This window comes from Photobacterium ganghwense, from assembly GCF_017329545.1.
GTDB lineage: Bacteria > Pseudomonadota > Gammaproteobacteria > Enterobacterales > Vibrionaceae > Photobacterium > Photobacterium ganghwense.
On sequence record NZ_CP071325.1, the window covers coordinates 520,924 to 538,084 of the forward strand.

Annotated in this window: 12 protein-coding genes and 14 tRNA genes; 25 read left to right on the top strand and 1 reads right to left on the bottom strand. The window is 53.1% G+C overall.

Annotated features, from left to right (window positions below; all coding sequences use genetic code 11):
* Position 1: 1 nt before the first annotated feature.
* The 3 genes from FH974_RS02585 to rpoS are packed head-to-tail and all read left to right on the top strand — an operon-like array spanning position 2 to position 2,683.
* Entirely contained in the window at positions 2-631 is a 630-nt protein-coding gene (locus FH974_RS02585; RefSeq protein ID WP_047886866.1) for a protein-L-isoaspartate(D-aspartate) O-methyltransferase, read from the top strand.
* A 12-nt stretch (positions 632-643) separates the two neighbouring features.
* On the top strand, positions 644-1,630 hold the full coding sequence (locus FH974_RS02590; protein ID WP_242551845.1) for a peptidoglycan DD-metalloendopeptidase family protein: 987 nt from the start codon (positions 644-646) through the stop codon (positions 1,628-1,630).
* A gap of 60 nt (positions 1,631-1,690) precedes the next feature.
* On the top strand, positions 1,691-2,683 hold the full coding sequence (rpoS, locus tag FH974_RS02595) for an RNA polymerase sigma factor RpoS (RefSeq protein ID WP_047886868.1): 993 nt from the start codon (positions 1,691-1,693) through the stop codon (positions 2,681-2,683).
* A 177-nt stretch (positions 2,684-2,860) separates the two neighbouring features.
* Here the strand turns inward: rpoS and mutS are convergent, their stop codons facing one another.
* Positions 2,861-5,398, bottom strand: a complete 2,538-nt coding sequence (gene mutS, locus FH974_RS02600; RefSeq protein ID WP_207103476.1) for a DNA mismatch repair protein MutS — start codon at positions 5,396-5,398, stop codon at positions 2,861-2,863.
* A gap of 254 nt (positions 5,399-5,652) precedes the next feature.
* On the opposite strand from mutS, the gene pncC reads away from it, so the two are divergent.
* The 22 genes from pncC (at position 5,653) to oadA (ending at position 17,161) form a co-directional block, all read left to right on the top strand.
* Positions 5,653-6,135 (top strand): nicotinamide-nucleotide amidase, encoded by a 483-nt coding sequence (gene pncC / locus FH974_RS02605; protein WP_084712670.1) that lies wholly within the window; start codon positions 5,653-5,655, stop codon positions 6,133-6,135.
* Positions 6,136-6,258: 123 nt separating this feature from the next.
* Positions 6,259-7,329, top strand: coding sequence for a recombinase RecA (gene recA / locus FH974_RS02610; protein ID WP_047886871.1), 1,071 nt, complete (start codon positions 6,259-6,261; stop codon positions 7,327-7,329).
* Between the two features lie 115 nt (positions 7,330-7,444).
* A complete protein-coding gene (gene recX / locus FH974_RS02615; protein ID WP_047886872.1) occupies positions 7,445-7,909 on the top strand; it encodes a recombination regulator RecX in 465 nt (154 codons plus the stop codon).
* 276 nt (positions 7,910-8,185) lie between these two features.
* Entirely contained in the window at positions 8,186-10,810 is a 2,625-nt protein-coding gene (alaS, locus tag FH974_RS02620; RefSeq protein ID WP_047886873.1) for an alanine--tRNA ligase, read from the top strand.
* A gap of 16 nt (positions 10,811-10,826) precedes the next feature.
* Positions 10,827-12,005, top strand: coding sequence for an aspartate kinase (locus FH974_RS02625; RefSeq protein WP_047886874.1), 1,179 nt, complete (start codon positions 10,827-10,829; stop codon positions 12,003-12,005).
* Positions 12,006-12,090: 85 nt separating this feature from the next.
* The gene (gene csrA, locus FH974_RS02630) at positions 12,091-12,288 is read left to right on the top strand and encodes a carbon storage regulator CsrA (RefSeq protein WP_036800069.1); all 198 of its coding nucleotides are present in this window, start codon (positions 12,091-12,093) and stop codon (positions 12,286-12,288) included.
* A gap of 207 nt (positions 12,289-12,495) precedes the next feature.
* Positions 12,496-12,588, top strand: a tRNA-Ser gene (locus tag FH974_RS02635).
* A 54-nt stretch (positions 12,589-12,642) separates the two neighbouring features.
* Positions 12,643-12,719, top strand: a tRNA-Arg gene (locus FH974_RS02640).
* Between the two features lie 54 nt (positions 12,720-12,773).
* A tRNA-Arg gene (locus FH974_RS02645) sits at positions 12,774-12,850 on the top strand.
* 10 nt (positions 12,851-12,860) lie between these two features.
* Positions 12,861-12,953: transfer RNA gene (locus FH974_RS02650), tRNA-Ser, on the top strand.
* A gap of 53 nt (positions 12,954-13,006) precedes the next feature.
* Positions 13,007-13,083: transfer RNA gene (locus FH974_RS02655), tRNA-Arg, on the top strand.
* A gap of 55 nt (positions 13,084-13,138) precedes the next feature.
* Positions 13,139-13,215: transfer RNA gene (locus FH974_RS02660), tRNA-Arg, on the top strand.
* A gap of 10 nt (positions 13,216-13,225) precedes the next feature.
* A tRNA-Ser gene (locus FH974_RS02665) sits at positions 13,226-13,318 on the top strand.
* A 53-nt stretch (positions 13,319-13,371) separates the two neighbouring features.
* Positions 13,372-13,448: transfer RNA gene (locus FH974_RS02670), tRNA-Arg, on the top strand.
* 92 nt (positions 13,449-13,540) lie between these two features.
* Positions 13,541-13,617, top strand: a tRNA-Arg gene (locus FH974_RS02675).
* Positions 13,618-13,655: 38 nt separating this feature from the next.
* Positions 13,656-13,732: transfer RNA gene (locus tag FH974_RS02680), tRNA-Arg, on the top strand.
* A gap of 49 nt (positions 13,733-13,781) precedes the next feature.
* Positions 13,782-13,858, top strand: a tRNA-Arg gene (locus FH974_RS02685).
* A 37-nt stretch (positions 13,859-13,895) separates the two neighbouring features.
* A tRNA-Arg gene (locus FH974_RS02690) sits at positions 13,896-13,972 on the top strand.
* A 49-nt stretch (positions 13,973-14,021) separates the two neighbouring features.
* Positions 14,022-14,098, top strand: a tRNA-Arg gene (locus FH974_RS02695).
* A 37-nt stretch (positions 14,099-14,135) separates the two neighbouring features.
* Positions 14,136-14,212 (top strand) — tRNA-Arg (locus FH974_RS02700).
* A gap of 816 nt (positions 14,213-15,028) precedes the next feature.
* Entirely contained in the window at positions 15,029-15,277 is a 249-nt protein-coding gene (locus FH974_RS02705; protein WP_207103478.1) for an oxaloacetate decarboxylase subunit gamma, read from the top strand.
* A 96-nt stretch (positions 15,278-15,373) separates the two neighbouring features.
* Positions 15,374-17,161: a sodium-extruding oxaloacetate decarboxylase subunit alpha gene (gene oadA / locus FH974_RS02710; RefSeq protein WP_047886876.1), complete on the top strand. Its 1,788-nt coding sequence runs from the start codon at positions 15,374-15,376 to the stop codon at positions 17,159-17,161.

Here is a 17,161-nt window from a genome sequence, read left to right on the forward strand (position 1 = left end):
GATGCGCTATGTGGAAAAGCGGAGTTCGCTGCTGAATTATTTGCGCCAGCAGGGAATCCGTAATGACAATGTGCTGCGTGCAATGGCAGCCGTTCCCCGAGAGCGGTTCATTGACGAAGCACTGTCACACAAAGCCTATGAAAATAATGCCTTGCCGATTGGCAGCGGGCAGACGATCTCACAGCCCTACATTGTGGCCAAAATGACGGAACTGCTGGCGCTGACCCCGCATAGCCGGGTGCTGGAAATCGGCACCGGTTCGGGTTATCAGACCGCCGTTCTGGCCCACATGGTGGATCAGGTGTTTTCCGTCGAGCGCATCAAGGCACTGCAATGGCAGGCCAAACGTCGACTCAAACAGCTGGAGCTGCATAATGTCGCCACCAAACACGGTGACGGCTGGCAGGGCTGGGCCAGTAAAGGGCCGTTTGATGCTATTATCGTCACCGCTGCGGCCTCGGATGTTCCAGCTGCGTTACTGGCGCAACTGGCGGAAGGCGGGCGGCTGGTGATCCCGGTTGGGGTACACAGTCAGGTGCTCAAAGTCATCACCCGTGAGGGTGAACATTTTTCATATCAGGATGTCGAACCAGTCCGGTTTGTGCCGTTGGTGGCGGGAGAGTTACGGTAGAAAATTATGGGGATGGAGAATAACCAAGCGAAATGGTGGCAATGGGTGACGGTGGTCGCCAGCTTGTCGCTGTCAGCATGCAGCAGCCATCCTCCGGCTCCCGTAACCAGTCTTGGTAAGGATTACAGTAGCATTGAGCGGGGCAGCTATCGGGGCAGTTATTACGAAGTCAGGAAGGGAGATACCCTTTACTTTATTTCGTATATTACCGGCCGTAATGTTGATGAAATTGTCAGCGCGAACAAGCTGAAGGCACCTTACACCATTTTTCCGGGGCAAAAGCTGACTTTGTGGAAGCCTAAATATGATGCTCCGCAATATGGCAAAGGTGCACCGAATGTGATCGCCGCGGGTTCCACAGGCTCACAACGCACATCCGGTACCACTTCTGTAACATCTTCGAAACAAGCTGCTGCAGGCCAAACGACAAACAAAACGGCTGCCCAGAATCAGCCGACAGCGAAACCTACCACAAATACGCCGTCTCAGTCCCAGAAGACAGCGTCTACGCCTAAAGTTGAACAAAAAAACAGCGATAAAAACGTTGATCCGTCTCGCACAAAAGGGTACTCTCAAGACACTAAAAGTAACAAAGTTGTTACAACTCAGCCGAGTTCCAGTAACAACAAAGTTGCCGAGTGGGCATGGCCGGCGAAAGGTCGCATCATTGCCAAGTTCTCAAATACTGAAAACGGGAACAAGGGCATAGATATTGCTGGAAACAAAGGCCAGCCTGTGACTGCGTCAGCCAGCGGTGTTGTGGTGTACGCTGGTAACGCATTGCGAGGGTATGGCAACTTGGTCATTATCAAGCACAGCGAAGATTACCTCAGCGCCTATGCCCACAATGACCATTTATACGTCAAGGAGCAGCAGAAGGTTGTGCTGGGTCAGAAGATAGCTGCCATGGGTAGTTCTGGTTCCAGTAACGTGAAGTTGCATTTTGAGATTCGTTACAAAGGTAAATCCGTCGATCCGATGCGCTATTTACCGCGATAGTCAACATGGCATAGTCAGGTTGGTAATGTTTTTTTGCTAACTCGCCATCTGGGAGGCGCTATGAGCAGAAGCAATACGGCTACAGATATCGAAGACTTTGATTTTGAAGAAGATATGGAGATTGACTCCGAAGATATCGACGTCAAGGCCGAAGAGGTAGAAGTTGGCGATGAGGAGATGGATATCTCCCACTACGGAACATCGCAAAAGGCACTGGATGCGACGCAACTCTATCTGGGCGAGATTGGTTTTTCCCCACTGCTGACCGCTGAGGAAGAAGTGCTGTACGCACGGCGTGCCCTTCGCGGAGATGAAGTGGCTCGCAAACGGATGATCGAAAGTAACCTGCGACTGGTGGTGAAGATCTCCCGCCGTTACAGCAATCGTGGTCTGGCGCTGCTGGATCTGGTTGAAGAAGGTAACCTCGGCTTGATCCGTGCGGTTGAGAAATTCGATCCAGAACGTGGATTTCGCTTCTCGACCTATGCGACTTGGTGGATCCGCCAGACCATCGAACGTGCAATCATGAACCAGACCCGTACTATTCGCTTGCCGATCCATGTGGTCAAAGAGCTGAATGTGTACCTGCGTACCGCCCGTGAACTGGCACAGAAGCTGGATCATGAACCGACGGCGGAAGACATCGCCCTGAAACTGGATAAATCCGTCGATGACGTCAACCGGATGTTGCGCCTCAATGAGCGTGTCGGCTCTGTCGATAATCCGATTGGCGGGGATTCTGAAAAAGCCCTGCTGGATATTATCCCGGATGAGAAAGGTGGTGGTCCGGAAACATCTACCCAAGATGACGATATCAAAACCTCGATCGTACACTGGCTGCAAGAGCTGAATCCGAAACAGCGTGAAGTGCTGGCTCGACGTTTTGGCCTGCTGGGGTATGAAGCCTCGACCCTGGAAGATGTCGGTCGTGAAATCGGTCTGACCCGTGAACGAGTCCGCCAGATTCAGGTAGAAGGTCTGCGTCGCCTGCGCGATATGCTGACCCATCAGGGTCTGAATATCGAATCTCTGTTTAACCATGGCCAGCTTTAAGTCAGCTTTAAGTTTTTGTTGAACAACCTTTTGGGACAGTATTGTCCAAGCTGAACAGCAATGGGTTAAGTAGAAGAAATCAGACAGAAACAACCAGAACGTTTTGATACGACATTGATGAAAAAAGGGAGATGCCTGGCATCTCCCTTTTTTGCGTCTGAAACCAATCTCCGTAGCTTACAGCAAGGCCTTCAGGCGATACAGCTCATCCAGTGCCTGACGCGGTGTCAATTCATCCGGGTTCAGGTTGGCCAGTGCTTCTTCGACTTCGCTTGGCTCAGGGATCAGGCTCAGTTGCTGTTCGGCACGCGGTGCATTGCTGGCCGGTGCCAGAGCCTGCTGATGGCCGCTGGCTTCCAACTGCTGCAGCTTGATTTTAGCCCGCTTAATGACCGACTTCGGTACCCCGGCCAGACTGGCGACTGCCAGACCGTAGGACTTGCTCGCGGCGCCTTCCTGCACGGCGTGCATGAAGGCGATATCGTCGCCGTGTTCAACCGCATCAAGGTGAACGTTCGCCAAGCCGTCAATCAGCGATGGCAGTTCGGTCAGCTCAAAGTAGTGGGTCGCGAACAGGGTCATGGCCGCAATTTTGTCTGCCAGCCACTCGGCGCTGGCCCAGGCCAGTGACAACCCGTCGTAGGTGCTGGTACCCCGGCCAATTTCATCCATCAGGACCAGACTGTTCTGGGTAGCATTATGGAGAATATTAGCGGTCTCAGTCATTTCCACCATGAAGGTCGAGCGACCGGATGCCAGATCGTCCGACGCGCCGATACGGGTGAAAATGCGATCCAGCGGGCCGATTTTCACGGCTTCTGCCGGTACAAAAGAGCCCACATGTGCCAACAGGGCGATCAATGCCGTTTGCCGCATATAGGTGGATTTACCGCCCATGTTCGGACCAGTAATGATCAGCATGCGACGATCGCGGTGCAGGGAGATTGGGTTGGCAATAAACGGCTCGTCCAGGACCTGCTCAACCACGGGGTGGCGGCCGGCAGTGATTTCAATGCCTGTGGTGTCCGTCAGCTCAGGACGGCAGTAGTTAAGGGTGTCAGCCCGCTCAGCCAGGTTGGTCAGGACATCCAGCTCCGACAGGGCGCTGGCGGTATTTTGCAACTGCTCCAGGTGCGGCAGCAGCTGATCGAACAGCCCTTCCCACAGCTGTTTTTCCAGAGCCAGTGCCTTGGACTTGGAGTTCAGAACCTTGTCTTCGTGCTCTTTTAGTTCAGGAATGATGTAGCGTTCGGCATTCTTCAGGGTCTGGCGGCGTACATAATGGCTTGGCACCAGGTGGCTCTGACCGCGGCTGACCTGAATATAAAAACCGTGTACCTGGTTGAAGCCCACTTTCAGGCTGTCAATGTCATGGCGTTCGCGCTCACTGGCTTCCAGCTCTTCGAGGAACTTGGTTGCCCCGTCTGCGAGATCACGCCATTCGTCCAGCTCGGTATTGTACCCCGGTGCCAACACGCCGCCGTCACGGATCACGACCGGCGGATTTTCAATAATGGCACGTTCCAGCAGTTCACACAGCTCATCCATCGGGGCTGCCAGGGTGGCCAGTTCACTGATGCGTGACTGGTTCAGTTCGGCCAGCAGTTCGGCCAGCTCCGGCAGGTGCTGCAGAGCCGTACGCATTCGCGCCAGATCGCGAGGACGGGCAGAGCGCAGGGCAAGACGAGCTAGAATCCGCTCCAGATCGCCCATATGGCGCAATACACCCGCAATATCCAGGAACATGCCGGTATCTTTCAGTGTCCCAATGGCATCCAGGCGGCCATTGAGTTGCTGGCGATCACGAATCGGTTGATGTAGCCAGCGTTTGAGCAGACGGCTGCCCATTGGGGTCGCAGTTTTATCCAGCACCGCGGCCAGGGTATTGTCGAAGCCTCCGGCCAGGTTCTGGGTCAGCTCCAGGTTGCGGCGGGTTGCGGCATCGAGGATGACCGCATGATCTTTGCGATCCAGAGTGATTGCGCGGATGTGCGGCAGGGCGGTACGCTGGGTATCTTTGACGTATTGCATCAAACAGCCAGCTGCGCACAGGCCACGCTCGGCATGTTCGACACCAAACCCGACCAGATCTCGGGTGCCAAACTGCATGGTTAATTGCTGGCGCGCTGTTTCCAGATCAAATTCCCAGACCGGACGGCGGCGGCTGCCTTTGTAGCCTTGCAGCAATCCCGGTAGCGCAAAGTCTTCCGGGTACAGGATTTCTGCCGGACTGGTACGCTGTAGTTCGGCTTGCATGGCTTCTTCGGTCTCTGGCTCGGTCAGCATGAAACGCCCGGACGTAATATCCAGTGTGGCGTAGCCGAATGTTTCGCCATCGTAGTAGATAGCTGCGATCAGGTTATCGTGTCGTTCATTCAGCAGCGCTTCATCACTGACAGTACCCGGTGTAATGATCCGCACAACTTTTCGCTCAACCGGCCCTTTGCTGGTTGCTGGATCGCCAATCTGCTCGCAAATCGCGACCGACACCCCTTGCTGAACCAGACGCGCCAGGTAACCTTCAACGGCATGATACGGCACGCCCGCCATAGGGATTGGCTGACCGTTGGATGAGCCCCGTTTGGTCAGGGAAATATCCAGCAGTTGTGATGCCCGCTTGGCGTCGTCAAAAAATAGTTCGTAGAAGTCACCCATCCGGTAAAACAGCAGGACGTCAGGATTTTCCGCCTTGATCCGTAAAAATTGCTGCATCATTGGGGTGTGCTGTTCTATGCCTTTTACTGTCACGATTATGCCTGCTACATTGTGCCGGTCGGAGTGAGTTATTCCGCACTGTCCGGAGAAATTTCTGGTCGCCTAGGATACGTGAATCATGCCGGTCGGCAAAGGGTCAGCCGTGAATTTTCCCGCGTTGAGGTGCGGGGAATTCGGGGGTTGAACTGGCGGTCTGTACAAGGTGAATACCTGTCCGGCGAAGGGCTTGCAAGGCAGAACACGGGGAGATGAAGATGGAATTAGCAACAGAAGTGGGGCAGGCGTTAGCCCGCCAGCAATGGATGGCGACAACCGCAGAATCATGCACCGGTGGCGGCGTATCGACAGCCATTACCGATATTGCCGGCAGTTCCGGCTGGTTCGACCGGGCATTTGTTACTTATAGCAACGAAGCCAAGCAGCAAATGCTGGGGGTGCAGGCTGATACACTGGCCACTTACGGTGCCGTCAGTGAGCCGGTGGTACGGGAAATGGCAGCAGGCGCACTGGCAAATTCGGCCGCCAATATCAGTGTTGCGATCAGTGGTATTGCTGGCCCGGGGGGCGGCAGTGTAGAAAAACCGGTTGGCACCGTGTGTTTTGCCTGGGCCGATGATAGCGGTTGGATGACGGTTAAAACCTGCCATCTGCCCGGAGATCGGCAGCAAGTCCGGCAACAGGCTGTTGAGATCGCACTGACGGGGTTATTGGATCGTCTGAATCAGCTGACCGATTAGGGCGGGCGCGGTAGAGCGGTCAGGCTCGTAAAAAAATTTCATCCAGTGCTAGACACTGTATGAATAGACAGTATACTAGTCATCATTATCAGTACTTAATTGAAGCATCCCTTGGAGAGTCGAATGGACGACAACAAGCAGAAGGCACTTGCCGCCGCGTTAGGTCAAATTGAGAAGCAATTCGGTAAAGGCTCGATCATGAAATTGGGCGACAACCGCGCAATGGATGTAGAAACAGTGTCTACTGGTTCTCTGTCTCTCGATATCGCCTTGGGTGCTGGCGGCCTGCCGATGGGTCGTATTGTTGAAATTTACGGTCCGGAATCATCAGGTAAAACCACACTAACTCTGGAAGTGATTGCCGCGGCGCAACGTGACGGTAAAACCTGTGCGTTCATTGATGCTGAGCACGCCCTGGATCCGGTATATGCGAAAAAACTGGGTGTTGATATTGACCAGCTGCTGGTATCTCAGCCGGACACTGGTGAGCAAGCCCTGGAAATCGCTGATGCACTGGCGCGTTCAGGCGCGGTAGATATCCTGGTGGTTGACTCCGTTGCAGCCCTGACGCCAAAAGCGGAAATCGAAGGTGAAATGGGTGACTCGCACATGGGTCTGCAGGCACGTATGCTGTCTCAGGCGATGCGTAAGCTGACCGGTAACCTGAAGCAGTCTAACTGTATGTGTATCTTCATCAACCAGATCCGTATGAAGATTGGTGTGATGTTCGGTAACCCGGAAACCACCACCGGTGGTAACGCCCTGAAATTCTATGCCTCTGTTCGTCTGGACATCCGCCGTACCGGTGCGATTAAAGAAGGCGATGAAGTGGTGGGTAACGAAACCCGTATCAAAGTGGTGAAGAACAAGATCGCGGCACCGTTCAAGCAGGCTGATACCCAAATCCTGTACGGACAAGGTTTTAACCGTAATGGTGAACTGGTGGATTTGGGTGTTAAGCACAAGATGATCGAAAAAGCCGGTGCCTGGTACAGTTACAAGGGTGACAAGATTGGTCAGGGTAAGGCGAATGCCTGCAAATATCTGGCTGAGAACACTGAAATTGCGGCGGAAATCGAGAAGCAACTGCGTGATATGCTGCTGAACACTGAAAACGTGCAAGGCGGCGAATCTGCTCCAGCGTCTGAAGACGACGTACTGGAAAACATGGATGCAGAAGATCAGGCGTTCTAAGTCCGTCTGGCCGAAAACTAGCAAACCAGTGTTAATCTATTGAGAATTAGCAAAACGGGCGGGTAGCAGTACCTCGCCCGTTTTTGTTTATCACCCGTTTGCCGAGGGGAAGAACATGAAGAGCAAGCAACCACCCAGACAAAGTGCCAAAGAAGCGGCGGTCGGCTACTTGTCGCGGCGTGATCATGCCGAAAAAGAGCTGCGGCTGAAGCTGAAAAACCGCGGTTACAGCGGTGCGGATATTGATGAGGCCGTGGCATTCTGTCAGGACTATAACTGGCTGGACGATGCCCGCTTTGCCGCGCTGATGCTGCGTAATGGGATTGCTAAAGGCTGGGGGCTGATGCGCATTCGGCAGGAAATGAAAATGAAAGGGGTGCACGACGCTATCGTCAGTCAGTTGCTGGAGCAGGATGAATTCGACTGGTTCGAGCATGCCCGCGAAGTGGCGCAGCGAAAATTCGGCGGCAGCCCGATGGATACCCCGAAAGAGCAGGCCCGCCGGTTTCGCTTTATGCAGTACAGGGGGTTCGACTTCGAGCAAATTAAATACGCGCTGAATGCCGAGGAAGAATATTAACGCCTGTGCGTGACGGTCTGTTGACGGCAGCGCCGGACAACGACCGGATGCGCAGCAAACAGGGCGCTCAAAGCACAGAAAACACCCCATTTTTGAACATAACATTTCCAGTTATGCCTACCGTTGTTTTACAATAGCCGCCAAAGAATTTATGTTAGTTTCATTATCCCTGCTTATTCTGTCCGGCCAAGGGCATGGTGGCTATTGCACAGGCAGGCGATTCAACAGTTAATTCGATTATTCCGTTTACAGAAAAGCATTATTCAGGATTTGCCAATGTACATGAGCACTGATGAGATTCGCCGTGCGTTTCTTGCGTTTTTTGAGAGCAAAGGTCACCAAATCGTCCCGAGCTCGTCTCTTGTACCTGCTAACGACCCAACGTTGTTGTTTACAAACGCAGGTATGAACCAGTTTAAAGATACTTTCCTCGGTCTAGAGAAGCGCAGCTACACTCGAGCGACCACAGCTCAGCGCTGTGTGCGTGCAGGTGGTAAGCACAACGACCTGGAAAATGTAGGCTTTACAGCTCGTCACCACACGTTTTTTGAAATGCTGGGTAACTTCAGCTTCGGTGACTACTTCAAGCAAGACGCCATCAAGTACGCATGGGAATTCCTGACTGACGTACTGCAACTGCCTCAGGATCGTCTGCTGGTCACCGTGTATGAAACCGATGACGAAGCGTTTGACATCTGGAACAAAGAAGTGGGTATCCCGGCTGATCGCATCATCCGTATCGGTGACAAGAAAGGCGGCAAAGCTTACGAGTCTGACAACTTCTGGCAGATGGGCGATACCGGTCCATGTGGTCCATGTACTGAAATTTTCTACGATCACGGTGAGCACATCTGGGGCGGCCGTCCGGGAACACCGGAAGAAGACGGTGACCGTTTCATCGAGATCTGGAACAACGTATTCATGCAATTCAACCGCCAGGCTGACGGCACGATGGAGCCACTGCCTAAACCGTCGGTTGATACCGGTATGGGTATTGAGCGTATCTCTGCCATCATGCAGGGCGTTCACTCAAACTATGAAATTGATATTTTCCAGACTTTGATCAAAGAAGCGGCAGCAGTGATCGGTCACGATGACCTGAGCAATCAATCGCTTCGCGTTGTTGCAGACCACATCCGTTCATGTGCCTTCCTGATTGCCGACGGTGTGATGCCATCCAACGAAGGCCGTGGTTATGTACTGCGCCGTATCATCCGTCGTGCTGTTCGCCATGGTAATAAGCTGGGCGCGAAAGGTGCCTTCTTCTACAAACTGGTTGGCCCGCTGGCTGAGGTGATGGGCACGGCCGGTGAAGAGCTGAATAAACAGCAGGAAATGGTTGAGAAAGTACTGAAGATCGAAGAAGAAAACTTCGGTCGTACGCTTGACCGCGGTATGACGATTCTGGCGGAAGCGCTGGATAGCCTGGACGGTAAAGTACTGGACGGCGAAACCGTATTCAAACTGTATGACACCTACGGCTTCCCGGCTGACCTGACAAACGACGTTGCACGTGAGCGTGGTTTCACTATCGATGAAGAAGGCTTCAACGATGCAATGGAAGCCCAGCGTCAGCGTGCACGTGAAGCAGGCCAGTTTGGTGTTGATTACAACGACGCGATCAAAGTAGACGCTGACACAGAATTCTGTGGCTACAGCTCGACTGAAGGCGAGTCGACGGTAGTGGCGCTGTACCGCGAGGGTGAGCAGGTTGATACCGTGAATGCCGGTGAAAATGTGCTGGTGGTCCTGGACAACACGCCGTTCTACGCAGAGTCAGGCGGCCAGTGTGGTGATACTGGTGTGATGCAGGCAGACGGTGTGCTGCTTAACGTCACTGACACGCAGAAATTTGGTGCGGCAATTGGTCACTACGGTGTGATGAGCGAAGGCTCACTGAACGTGGGCGACAAAGTGGCGGCGAAAGTGGATGCCAAACGTCGTGAGGCAATCAGCCTGAACCACTCAGCGACTCACCTGCTGCACGCGGCACTACGTCAGCTGCTGGGCGAGCACGTGACTCAGAAAGGCTCCCTGGTGAAGCCGGAAGGTCTGCGTTTTGACTTCTCTCACCTGGAATCGGTGAAGCCGGAGCAACTGCGTGAAGTTGAGCGCCTGGTGAACGAGCAAATCCGTCGTAACCACGCGATCAATACCGATCTGATGGACATTGAGTCTGCCAAACAGAAAGGTGCCATGGCGCTGTTTGGTGAGAAATATGACGATGAAGTGCGCGTGCTGAGCATGGGCGACTTCTCGACTGAACTGTGTGGTGGTATCCACGCCAAAAATACCGGCGACATCGGTCTGTTCAAGATCGTATCGGAAGGCGGTATTGCAGCCGGTATCCGTCGTATCGAAGCGGTGACTGGCGAAGCGGCGATTGACGCCCTGCACGCACAGGAAGCCCTGCTGACAGAAACGGCGGGCCTGGTGAAATCTGACGCGGCTTCCGTAGCCAGCAAAGTCAGTGCCCTGGTTGCCCACAGCAAGCAGCTGGAAAAAGAAATTCAGCAGCTGAAAGACAAACTGGCCGCACAGGAAAGTGCGGGACTAATCAATCAGGCGAAAGACATCAACGGTGTGAAAGTCCTGATTGCGAAACTGGACGGTGCCGACAACAAAGGCCTGCGCGGTATGGTTGATGAAATGAAGAACCAGCTGGGCAGCGGCATTGTGGTACTGGGTAATGTCAGCGATGACAAAGTCGGCCTGATCGCCGGTGTGACCAAAGATCTGATCGGTAAGGTGAAAGCCGGTGACCTGATCAACATGGTGGCACAGCAAGTTGGCGGTAAAGGCGGCGGCCGTCCGGATATGGCTCAAGCGGGTGGTACAGATGCTGCGGCATTGCCAGCAGCACTGGAATCTGTCACCCCTTGGTTGGCAGAGAAGCTGTAATACTTGGAGTGGTGATGTGGCACTATTAGTGCAGAAATTTGGTGGAACATCGGTCGGCAGCATTGAGCGAATTGAAGCTGTCGCCGATCGCGTGATTCAATCACGCCTGCAGGGTCATCAAATTGTTGTCGTCGTTTCGGCAATGGCGGGGGAAACCAACCGCCTGCTGGGATTGGCAAAACAGATCGATGAGGTGCCAACACAGCGAGAGCTGGATGTGTTGCTATCGACCGGGGAGCAGGTAACCATTGCGCTATTGGCAATGGCCCTGAATAAACGTGGCTATCCGGCCACCTCCCTGACTGCCGATCAGGTCGCCATCCGCACGGACAACGCATTTAATAATGCCAGCATCACCCAAGTTGATACGGACACGTTGCAACATTTTCTCAGCCGCGACCACATTGTGGTGGTGGCTGGGTTCCAGGGGCGTGATAGCCTGAACAATATCACGACACTGGGACGTGGCGGCTCTGATACAACGGCTGTGGCAATTGCCGGGGCGTTGAATGCAGACGAATGCCAAATCTTCACTGACGTTGACGGTGTCTATACCACAGACCCCCGTCTGGTCAGCGAAGCGTGCAAGCTCAGCGCCATTCATTTCGATGATATGACGGCAATGGCACGGCACGGAGCAAAAGTGCTACAATTACAGTCAGTTGAATATGCTGAGTCACACCGGGTGCCTTTGAGGGTGGTGTCATCGTTTGATGACGGCGAAGGAACTCTGGTGAACTTTGAGCCATCTTCGGCGGCGGGAGCTGTCGGCGTGGCGATCAAGGCACAGCAATCACTGCTGAATGTGGAACAGCCGATCCATGAGGTTGAGCAACGATTGCAGTTGCTCGGGTTTGATGTTTGGTGTTATGCCGGCGACAATCACTCCACCTGGATGGTGACGGCGGCGGATGCACTGGCCAGACTGAAACTGATAATGGGTGACCTAGCGGTAGTGGAAGAAAACGTCGCTACCGTTACCATTGTTGGGGAAGGGAGCGGGCAGATGTGGCCACATGTAGAAACACTGTTGCTCGAACATGAGCTGGCTGTGTATCAACAGACGTCAACCGTGCGATGCTTGTCACTGTTAGTGCAGGGACTGGATGTCCAGCGGGCCACAGCGATCCTCCATAAAAAATTTGTGGTCGAGGCAGAAAGTCTGGATAATCGGCCACTTCTCGCTGTTTCTTGAGCAGTGACCATTTACGATAACGTAAAATTTGTTGGATAATTAACCGTAACTCTTATAAGACAGAGATTACTCAAGGAGCACACGAATGCTAATTTTGACACGTCGCGTAGGTGAAACGCTGATGATCGGTGATGAAGTAACTGTTACTGTTCTGGGCGTTAAAGGTAACCAGGTTCGTATTGGTGTAAATGCACCAAAAGAAGTTTCTGTGCACCGCGAAGAGATCTACATGCGTATCCAAGCTGAAAAAGAAACGGGTACCCAAGGTTCTGGTAACTACTAATTCGAAGAAGGTCGGCCTGATGAGCTGGCCTTTTTTGTAGTCAGACAATTTTGCCATTTTATTGAAATTAAGTGCTTTCCTGTGCTTGTGCGTCCGATAATGTGCCGAGTTGGCTACTTAGTGCGCACACGCGCAGTTGATGTCGTTTTTTGATAATAAAGTGTTTGACTTATTTTGGGGGCGAAGTAATATGAGCCCCCGCAAGACGGTGAGGTGGCCGAGAGGCTGAAGGCGCTCCCCTGCTAAGGGAGTATACGGTTTATAGCCGTATCGAGGGTTCGAATCCCTCCTTCACCGCCATTCTTTCTTAACATGGTTTAAGTAAAGAGTTCTCTTGCAAATAGAAATGCCTGCGCGTCCGTAGCTCAGCTGGATAGAGTACCTGGCTACGAACCAGGCGGTCGGAGGTTCGAATCCTCCCGGACGCGCCATGATTGATTTGCATTGCCCGAATGGCAGTGCGAAATAAAAACCGAATTAAGTGTGCGCTCGTAGCTCAGCTGGATAGAGTACCTGGCTACGAACCAGGCGGTCGGAGGTTCGAATCCTCCCGAGCGCGCCATTATTCGTGCGGTGAGGTGGCCGAGAGGCTGAAGGCGCTCCCCTGCTAAGGGAGTATACGGTTTATAGCCGTATCGAGGGTTCGAATCCCTCCTTCACCGCCATTCTTTCTTAACGTAGTTTAAGTAAAGAGTTTTCTTGCAAAAGAAAAGCCTGCGCGTCCGTAGCTCAGCTGGATAGAGTACCTGGCTACGAACCAGGCGGTCGGAGGTTCGAATCCTCCCGGACGCGCCATTATATTGATTTACATTGCCAGGTAGGCGATGTGAAATAAAACCGAATTAAGTGTGCGCTCGTAGCTCAGCTGGATAGAGTACCTGGCTACGAACCAGGCGGTCGGAGGTTCGAATCCTCCCGAGCGCGCCATTATTCGTGTGGTGAGGTGGCCGAGAGGCTGAAGGCGCTCCCCTGCTAAGGGAGTATACGGTTTATAGCCGTATCGAGGGTTCGAATCCCTCCTTCACCGCCATTCTTTCTTAACGTAGTTTAAGTAAAGAGTTTTCTTGCAAAAGAAAAGCCTGCGCGTCCGTAGCTCAGCTGGATAGAGTACCTGGCTACGAACCAGGCGGTCGGAGGTTCGAATCCTCCCGGACGCGCCATCATTCCTTAAGTATCAACGGACTGTTACTTAAGCCAATGTCTACAAGGCATTGGCCGTTAGGTGTTCCTGACGATTGAAAACAGATTCTGCGCGCTCGTAGCTCAGCTGGATAGAGTACCTGGCTACGAACCAGGCGGTCGGAGGTTCGAATCCTCCCGAGCGCGCCATTAATCCCGTATTCTGGATCATAAAGAATACAGCCTGCGCGTCCGTAGCTCAGCTGGATAGAGTACCTGGCTACGAACCAGGCGGTCGGAGGTTCGAATCCTCCCGGACGCGCCATTATTGATAAGCATTGCCTCGGCAGTGTGAAACACCCGGAATTAAGCGTGCGCTCGTAGCTCAGCTGGATAGAGTACCTGGCTACGAACCAGGCGGTCGGAGGTTCGAATCCTCCCGAGCGCGCCATTATTTCCATATTCTGCATTGTCAGAATATAGCCTGCGCGTCCGTAGCTCAGCTGGATAGAGTACCTGGCTACGAACCAGGCGGTCGGAGGTTCGAATCCTCCCGGACGCGCCATTATTGATAAACATTGCCTCGGCAGTGTGAAACACCCGGAATTAAGCGTGCGCTCGTAGCTCAGCTGGATAGAGTACCTGGCTACGAACCAGGCGGTCGGAGGTTCGAATCCTCCCGAGCGCGCCATTATTTCCATATTCTGCATTGTCAGAATATAGCCTGCGCGTCCGTAGCTCAGCTGGATAGAGTACCTGGCTACGAACCAGGCGGTCGGAGGTTCGAATCCTCCCGGACGCGCCATTATTGAAAAGCTCAGCTTCGGCTGGGCTTTTTTCATTTCTGCGTCCTGCCTTCTAATGACTGTGACGGGGACCTCTCCTCTCGGCTTTTGGCTACAGCCAGAATTGCCGCTGTTGGACAACACCTAATTCCCGCGACCTTTATCCATCCGCTTTGTCGTTTTCCCCCGCGTTGTCTGTTGCCAGCCCTTCAAACTTAATCTGTGTGCTTACGTTGCTGTCTGCGTTGCTGTGTACCTGGCTTTGGCCGTAGCTTTGGACTTAGCTGTGGATTTAGCAATCTACAAAACGGTTTCGGTTTCGGTTTCGGTTTCGTTCGCTTGCTGCGTGTCTCATTCCCTTTGTTCGCATCTGGGTTAGATTAAGAATGAGAGAAAGGGGTAGAGACGGGTCGCCCAATCTCTTTTTTGATGTGATTTGTTATGCTTTAAATGTAAATACATATCTCACTGTGGGTGATGAGTGAAATGCGGCGCAACATCGGATCTTTTGCTGGGAACTGTTTCACTTTCCTGTCACTAATGTTTCTTTTTGATTTTAATGATCTTACCTTTACGTAAGCGATAAGGTTTTAGTTAAAAATTAGGTTATTCAAGGATCTACAACTTCCAAAATGAGAGGTGGCGCGCTGCATACAGTGGAATATCCAAGCAAAATACAGGCAAATTTTGCTGATTGAATAAATTTTTGCTTTCAGCGTGCCAAAAGCAAGAGACAAAATTTGCTGGCGTGTCGCATTGTTAATCAATTTGACATGATTTTGTGCGGCGTGATATTTGTTACATCGCCTATTACATCATCAAGGAAAGGAAGCATTATGGCCGATTTAGGAAGTTTGCTGTGGGAGGCCGCCACGATCATGGTCACCGGGATGGTGGTCGTGTTTTTATTTCTCAGTGTGCTGATTGTCCTGGTACAGCTGTTGGCCAAGATAGCCCCTGAGGACGCACCCCCCATTCAGAGCACTCCGCGCCAAGCCCCTCCCGCACCGGGCAATGGCGTTCAGCCTGAAGTCATCGCAGCTATAACGGCTGCCGTTCATCAATATCGCAGCCAGAAAACCTAAAGTTGTACCACAAAGCCTGCTTACAGGGGGCTCTGTACCGAGCCAGCAGGACATTGTGGTAATTAGGACCTATATTAAGACAAGGAGTTTGAGAGCATGTCTAAGCCATTAGCCATCACCGACGTCGTGTTACGTGATGCCCACCAATCTTTATTCGCTACCCGTTTACGTATCGAAGATATGCTGCCTATCGCAGAGCAGCTGGATAACGTCGGCTACTGGTCACTGGAAACCTGGGGCGGTGCCACCTTTGATGCGTGTATTCGTTATCTTGGTGAAGATCCCTGGGAACGTCTGCGTTTACTGAAACAGGCAATGCCTAAGACCCCGATGCAGATGTTGCTGCGCGGGCAGAACCTGCTGGGGTACCGTCACTATGCGGACGACGTGGTCGAAAAGTTTGTGGAGCGCGCCCATGCTAACGGCATGGATGTGTTCCGTATCTTTGATGCCATGAATGATGTCCGCAACTTTGAAAAAGCCGTCAAGGCGACGGTGGATGTCGGCGCACATGCTCAGGGTACCATTTCTTATACGACCAGCCCGGTACATAACCTGGATACTTGGACGGATCTGGCCAAGCGTCTGGAAGATCTAGGCTGTCACTCCTTGTGTATTAAAGACATGTCTGGCCTGCTTAAGCCGTATGAAGCGGAAGAGCTGGTGAAACGCATTAAAGCGTCCTGTGATATTCCGCTGGCCCTGCATTGCCATGCGACAACCGGTCTGTCGAGTGCGACGGCAGTGAAAGCGATTGAAGCCGGACTGGATATTCTGGACACCGCGATTTCTTCCATGAGTCAGACCTACGGGCACACTCCGACAGAAACTGTGGTCGCGATGCTGGAAGGCACACCGCGCGATACCAACCTGAATCTGCAGCAACTCGAACCTATCGCGTCCTACTTCCGTGATGTCCGTAAGAAATACGCCAAGTTTGAAGGCAGTCTCAAAGGGGTGGATGCCCGTATTCTGCTGGCTCAGGTGCCGGGCGGTATGCTGACGAACATGGAAAGTCAGCTCAAAGAGCAGGGTGCTGCAGATCGCTTTGATGAAGTGCTTGAAGAAATCCCGCGTGTGCGCGAAGACCTCGGTTACATTCCTCTGGTCACCCCGACCTCTCAGATTGTTGGTACGCAGGCGGTACTGAACGTCCTGACCGGTGAACGCTACAAGAGCATCAGCAAAGAAACCGCTGGGGTGCTGAAAGGTGAGTACGGGGCCACTCCGGCACCGGTTAACACGGCGCTTCAGCAGCGTGTACTGGAAGGACAGGCACCGATTACCTGTCGTCCGGCCGATCTGCTGACTGCCGAGTTGCACATTCTGACGGACGAACTTCAGGCCAAGGCTAAAGCAGAAAACATCGCCCTGGCTGAAGCGCAAGTCGATGATGTTCTCACTTACGCCCTGTTCCCACAGGTCGGGCTTAACTTCCTGAAAAACCGCCATAGTGCCGAAGCGTTCGAGCCAGTACCCGGCAGTGAGCCGGTGGCAGCGGCTGCGCCTGTGACGACAGGGTCAGCCAATGGCACAGAAGCTTACAGCGTGAAAGTGAATGGCCAGATGTACCATGTGGAAGTGGGGCCGGGTGGCGAATTGGCATCGGTTGAGCCGGTGGCAGCAAATTCTGGCGCGGCAACCGCTCCTGTGGTTCCGGTTGCTTCCAGTGCCGAACCGGTGGCGGCACCGCTGGCTGGTAATATCTTTAAAATTAATGTGCAGCCCGGCCATCAAGTAGCAGAAGGGGACGTTCTGGTGATCCTGGAAGCGATGAAGATGGAAACCGAAGTGCGTGCCTCTCGCAGTGGGGTGGTGCAGGATCTGCATGTGAAAGAGGGTGATTCGGTCGCCGTCGGCTCGCCAATTCTCAGTCTGGCGTAA